Genomic DNA, 6,397 nt, shown 5'->3' on the forward strand with positions numbered 1-6,397 from the left:
CTCACGGCCGCGGCGCCCGCATCTCCCTCTGAAGCCCTGCTTTTCTCAAGATCCTTTTTCTGGCTCTCTATGATACCCTCAAGATCTTTGATTTTCTCCTGGAATCTCACGACCGCGGTGCCCGCATCCCCCTCTGAGGCCCGGATTTTCTCAATGTCCTTCTTCTGGTTTTCTATGATACCCTCAAGATCTTTGATTTTCTCATTGAGTCTGGCTGCCGCGGCGCCCGCATCCCCCTCTGAGGCCCTGGTTTTCTCAAGATCCTTTTTCTGTTTTTCTATAGTTCCCTCAAGTTCTGTGATTTTCTCCTGGAGTTTGGCTGTTGCTGCGCTTGAATCACTCCCCTTTCCCTCCAGATCAATGGTGAGCAGTTGATCTTCGAGGCTTTTTATCCTGTCATCCTGCTTTTTAAGCTTCTCCCTCATTTTCTTGAATGTCTCTTCAGGGATCTGCACCACTTTCTGAGACTCACCGTTACTCATGGACTCTCCTCCTTCTCACGCAACAGAAAATAACCTGTTAAACCATAAGGTATCAATGCCTCCAGTTTAACACCAGTATAATTTAAATGAATTTTATTACATGTTTTCCATGGCATGGAGAAATACCTTTTATTCTTATTTTTTTTTTCAATGAGGGCCATGGTTCAGGCGCCCTTGAAAGAAATTAAAAACCTGCCTTAGTCTGGGTTCCATCAGTATGAGGACAGGAATCGGGAGAAAGGCCCCTTGCCTCTCTTCACAAGGCGAAATTCATACTTCTCATCAATAGGAATCGCATCGGGAAATTGAGAATATTGGATCCTATGACGCAGTTCACAGGAAACAGTCCGAACTTCCGCTTGATTATGCTGATACTTACCGCTCTCGTTATGTTTCTGCTCCCTTCAGGAGGTCTGCCATGTCTTGCCGATGATTATGAAGAAATGGTAAGGCAGGGATATGAGCTTTTCCGCCGCGGTGACTATGAAAAAGCTTTGAAAGTCTATGATTCCCTTGAAAAACTCTCCCCCGGCGACCAGAGAATCACCTTCTCAAGGGGGATGATCTATGAAAGAACAGGCCGCCTGGACGAAGCTCTCCGGGAGTTTCGCAAGGTTCTGGAGAAAGATCCATCGTACCCATCAATCTATAATAACATGGGCTGGGTTTACTACCGAATGGGACGCTTCACCGACGCCGTTGATTTTCTCTCACGTGCGATAGAGAAAGAGCCTTCCCGCACAAAAGCTTACCATAACCTCGCTGTAGTGCTCCTTGCCCTCAAGAGGCCTGACATGGCAGGGGCTGTCATCACTTCCTTCCTGGAGCACAATGCTGGAGACTATGCTGCCCATAACAACATGGGCATTGTATGGCAGGCCCTGGGATTCCCCGACAGGGCCTCGAGCGAATTTGAAAAGGCCCACGCGATAAACCCCGAAGGAATTGAAGCACTCGTCAACCTGGGAGGGTGCCTCTATAACAGGCTTCTTCCCGGGAAAGCCATGGCGCTCTGGAAGGAAGCCCTCAGGATCTCTCCCGGGAACCCCGCTGCCCTGAATTTCATGGCGAAGGCCCATTATGCTGCAGGAAATGTAAAAGAAGCCATCATGTGCTGGCAAGGGCTGTTAGCGAGAAATCCCTGTGATATTGAGGCACTCGACTCCCTCGCAAGGCATTATGGAAGCGTTGGGAAGTATCAGAAAGCCCTCGCGCTTTATGAAAAGGCGGAAAAACTCCTTGCAGGGGATCCAGCGTTTCATAACAATATGGGGTGGCTCCTCTACAAGGCCGGGAAACGGGAAAAGGCAGAAGAGGAGCTGGAGCATGCCATTGCTCTCTCCCCTGATTACGACACGGCCCTTGTAAACCTCTCTCTTATCCTTATCGAAGACGGAAAAAGGGATGATGCCTTCCTTCTTCTGCTGAAAGCCCTCACGGTAAACCCTGATTCAAGGGAAGCCCGCATGGCAATGGGAAGGCTCTATCTGGAGAGCTCCCGTTACCGCGAGGCTCTTATGGAGCTTGAAAAAGGCTACGGGCCTTCCTGCAATGACTCCATAAGAGAGATGGTGGAAAATCTCTCCCCCTCATCACTGGGCGCTTTTAAAGAGGCTTTTTCCAGCTGGGCAGCGCCGAAGGAATGCCTGGCTCTCAAGGCCTGCATAAGCTTTGCCCTTGCCTGTGCCTATGCAAAAAAGAATGACTTGAAGAAAGCGGCCCGCTTCATGGGAGAGGCTCTCTCTCTTGACAGGCGCTGGTATCATTTCCTCCTGAAGAGGACCGATCTGAAAAATCTTAGAGAATCAGGAGAGGGCCTTCACCTCATGAAAAAATTCTCTTCAAAAAGCGATTAAGAAAGGCTTCAGCCACTTTGGATCAGGAAAAATTTGATATTGTCGCTGCCAGCCGGACCTTTACCTACCCGGGCATCGCTGAGACCAGGGTCTGCCATTTCTTAAAGGTAAACAGTGCGGCGGGATCAAAGTCCCACGCACTATTTGCCATGGCCGAAGGGTCGGGCGACGCCGTCCACCCCGGTGAGATATGCCTGGACACAATAAAAGAGTCTGCGAAGACTTACTATTTTGATGAGAGTTACTTTATCTTTGATGAAAGCGAGAAACTGGAAGACAAGATCAGGGAAGTCTTCACCGAGATCAACAGAACCCTTTACTCCCTTCATAAAACCACTCCAGGTATGCGCGCCGCCGTGCTGATGGGGATAGTCCATGATGACTCCTTTTTTCTCGGAAGAGGCGGTACAAGCCGTGCACTTCTCATCAGGGAGGGCGCCCTGCAGTCCCTCACCCTTGAGCGGACTGCAGGGCAGTCCGCGCCGGGAAAGCCGTCACAGGTGCCGGCGCCGGACCGGAGTCCTTCCTTCAGAAACTGGCTGGGAAGCGATCCTGCCCCGCTCATAGAGATATACAAGATAAAGCTCAGGCAGGGAGACACTATTCTCTTCCTTTCTGATGGGATCTCCGAGGAACTCCGGGACAGCGAGATCCTGGCACTTGCAGGCGGCGACGGGGATTTTGGGAAAGCCCTCCAGAATATCATCACTCTCTGCACCGACAGGGGAGGCACAAAAGACACGGCCATTCTGGGCTTGAGAGCCTCAACGGCAATTGCTGCGGAGATCGGAGAAGAGATAGTGACTGCCAGAAAGCCCGCTCTTCAGGTGAAAGGTGTCACTGTGCCATCAAAGGCGACCACAGGCCGCAGGAATATTCTTGTCCTTCTCCTGTCAGCCATCGTCACGGTAATTCTGGGGCTCTCCTATATCGTTTACGTGGAAAAGCAGCTTACAAAGCCTCCCATGACAGTGATGCTCCGCACGCAGCTCCCCCTTGCCAAGCTCCTGTGGCTCAAAACCCCACAGATAATAGATGGAGACACTTTTGAGTTCAGGATACCCTGTGAAAAAGATGCAGATATCCTTCTTGAGCCGAAAAAAGGAACCTACTGCTCGGCGATTGTGCTGATCATGGCAAGGCCCTTTACTTTTGAAGGGAATCAGAGCCTTGGAAAGCTTGAAAAAAACGAAGTGTATGTTACCGGCGGGAAAGTCACGACCATGATAAACATATTTTCCAGGCTCGAGCCCGCTCACCCCGAATCAGCGTCATTCCTGCAGAATAATGAAAGGTTATGGAGCATGAAATTTGAGATCTGGAACCTGAAGGCACCCCTGGAGATCATCACCCGCAAAAACAGTGAACTCAGGGAGATTCAGATTCAGGTAAGACCTATGGACTGAAAAGGGATTTTTCCCCCATGGCACTAATTCTAAAAGAAGAACCCAGCAGTCAGGAGGAAAGGCCATGCAGGAAGACACAATTGGAGAATTTTCCCCCGACGGGAAAGAGTATATCATAAGGCAGTCCCTTCTCCCGCGGCCATGGTATAATATTCTCAGCAACAGGAAATATACAAGCTTCATTTCTCACACCGGCGGAGGGTACAGCTTCTTTATAGATCCCATCAGGAACAGGCTCACCAGGTGGAATGATCACTGCGGCTCTCAATCCTCGCAGGGAAGATACCTCTTCATCAAGGACGAGGATACGGGCGAATACTGGACGGTAAACGGCATCCCCCACGATTTTGCCTATGAGGGATGGGAAGCCCGCCATGGGCTGGGCTATACGACCATTACGGCCACTTACAGCGACATCACCACGACAGTCACCTATTTTGTGCCTATGGAATCCCATGCCGAGATATGGATGGTCTCGATAAAGAACAACGGGGAAGACGCGAGGAATCTCAGCATTTACAGCGTCATCGAGCCTCTCATGGGAAATTCCGTTGACGATGATCTGATGCCGGACCTTTACAATCTTTTCGGACAGCTCTTTTTCAGCGAGAATATCATCTGGGGGACAAGCAGCCAGTGGACCAAGAGGGAGCTTATCCAGGTCGGGAAAAGCCCCGGTAACCTCATATGGAACTCAGTACTCTTCTTCACTACGAGCCTCCAGGTGCAGTCCTTTGAATGCCAGAGGGAGAAGTTCTACGGTCCTTTAAGGAACTCAGCCTCACCTGACAGCCTCAAGAAAAAGCTTCTCAGCAACTCAATCGCCAGGGGAAACGATGCGATAGCCGTGCTTCATAGCAAAATACACATTGAGCCGGCCGAGACAAAGGAATTCCAGGTAGTGCTCGGAGTGAGCGAGCAGAAGGAAGATCCCAAGACCATCATCCAGAAAGTAATACAGAAGCTCCTGGACAGGCAGGAGGCAGAGCTCGAGCTCAGGCAGGTCAAGGAATACTGGGGGAGCATTGTGGACTCAATCTCCATAGAGACCCCCGATGCCGGTCTCAACAGGACTTTTAATTACTGGCTCAAATACCAGTCAATGAGTCTCATAGAGCATGGCGACAACATAATCTTCAATGAATCGGGAATGCCCGATCTCACCCTGAGAGACCTCTGCCAGAATCTCCTGGTGTGCCTTACCCTCATGCCAGGGCTCTGCAGGAACAAGATTGTCGAACTGGCGCACTACCAGTATTTTGACGGAGACTTTGCCCACCAGATCACGCCTCTCATAGAGAGGGGATGCAAGTCCGGCCGGTCCGATCATCACCTCTGGTATGCCCTGCTGGTAGGCCAGTATGTCCGCGAGACCGGAGATCTGGATATCCTTGAAAAGAGGATCCCCTATTTTGACAGGAGCGAAGCTACCCTTTACGCCCATTGTCTCAAGGCCGTCAACAACATCATAGAGAGCAAGGGAAACAACGGCCTTCCCAGGATCCTCAACGGAGACTGGAACGAGGCCCTTGATCAGGTCGGAAGAGAGGGCCGGGGTGAGAGCACATGGCTTTCAATGTTTCTCATTTACGTGATGAAGAGGTTCCTTCCCATCCTCGAGGACAAGAACGATGCCTTCAACAAGACAAAATTCCTGGCTGAGATTGAGAGGCTGAGCGGCATCATAAACAAGTCATGCTGGGACGGCGCCTGGTACTGCAGGGCTATCGGCGATGACGGTGATATCATAGGGACCGGGAATGACGAGCATGGAAAGATCTTCCTTCTTCCCCAGGCCTGGTCCGTAATAAGCGGCGTTGCCACGAAAAAAAGAGGAAGGGCTGCCCTCGATTCGGTGGCTCAGTACCTTGATTCCGCATTTGGAAGCTGCGCGATGATGCCTCCTTACACCGAGCCGGAACAAAGCATAGGCTTCATCACAAGGATTGCGCCCGGTAAGCGCCAGAACGGGGGGATAATTAAGACGGCTCACATGTGGCGCCTTATTGCGGAATGCATCCAGGGCAACGGCGACATCGCATACGAGGGCCTGAAAAAAAGCCTCAACTGTGAAATGGCATCCGAAGATCCCATGCGCTTCCGTGCAGAGCCCTATGGGGAATCCGAATTCATTGAAGGACCTGAATCCCAGGAATTCGGACTCGGCTCCTATACCTGGAAGGGATGCTCTGCGGCATGGACATTCCGCCTGATCCACGATTGGATCTGCGGAATCCGTCTTGAAAAAAGGGGCATGAGGATTGAACCATGCATCCCCCAGGAGTGGGAAAATATCTCTATAACCAAAAAGCGCCATGGGTGCACATACCATATAAGCATCTCCAATCTCCAGAAAGTGAACAAGGGCGTCAGGACAATCTACCTGGACGGCAGGGAGTTCCCTTCGACGGTGATTCCCTATATGAATGACGGCCAGACCCATGTGATCAAGGTCATCCTCGGGAAAGAAGAAGCTGTCGAAGCGCCTGCTGCCGAAGCACCACCTGTTGAAGCGCCTGCTGTCGAAGCGCCTGCTGCCGAAGCGCCTGCTGCTGAGGAGCCTGCTGCTGAAGCGCCTGCTGTCGAAGCGCCTGCTGTCGAAGCGCCTGCTGCTGAGGAGCCTGCTGCTGAAGCGCCTGCTGTCGAAGCGCCT

The 6,397-nt window shown here is 51.4% G+C and carries 5 protein-coding genes; 3 read left to right on the forward strand and 2 right to left on the reverse strand.

Annotated elements, in window-relative coordinates; all coding sequences use genetic code 11:
• Positions 1-482 (reverse strand): hypothetical protein (locus RDV48_26040; protein MDQ7826290.1); only part of this gene is annotated, 482 nt, incomplete at its 3' end.
• Positions 479-643 (reverse strand): hypothetical protein, encoded by a 165-nt coding sequence (locus tag RDV48_26045; protein ID MDQ7826291.1) that lies wholly within the window; start codon positions 641-643, stop codon positions 479-481. The genes RDV48_26045 and RDV48_26040, both read right to left, overlap by 4 nt.
• A 282-nt stretch (positions 644-925) precedes the next feature.
• On the opposite strand from RDV48_26045, the gene RDV48_26050 reads away from it, so the two are divergent.
• From RDV48_26050 to RDV48_26060, 3 genes are all read left to right on the forward strand, one after another.
• Positions 926-2,338, forward strand: a complete 1,413-nt coding sequence (locus tag RDV48_26050; protein ID MDQ7826292.1) for a tetratricopeptide repeat protein — start codon at positions 926-928, stop codon at positions 2,336-2,338.
• Between the two features lie 17 nt (positions 2,339-2,355).
• Entirely contained in the window at positions 2,356-3,744 is a 1,389-nt protein-coding gene (locus tag RDV48_26055; GenBank protein MDQ7826293.1) for a PP2C family serine/threonine-protein phosphatase, read from the forward strand.
• A 64-nt stretch (positions 3,745-3,808) separates the two neighbouring features.
• Positions 3,809-6,397 (forward strand): hypothetical protein (locus tag RDV48_26060; GenBank protein ID MDQ7826294.1); only part of this gene is annotated, 2,589 nt, incomplete at its 3' end.

This window comes from Candidatus Eremiobacterota bacterium (genome assembly GCA_031082125.1).
In the GTDB taxonomy this organism is placed as follows: Bacteria; Vulcanimicrobiota; CADAWZ01; order CADAWZ01; family Ess09-12; genus Ess09-12.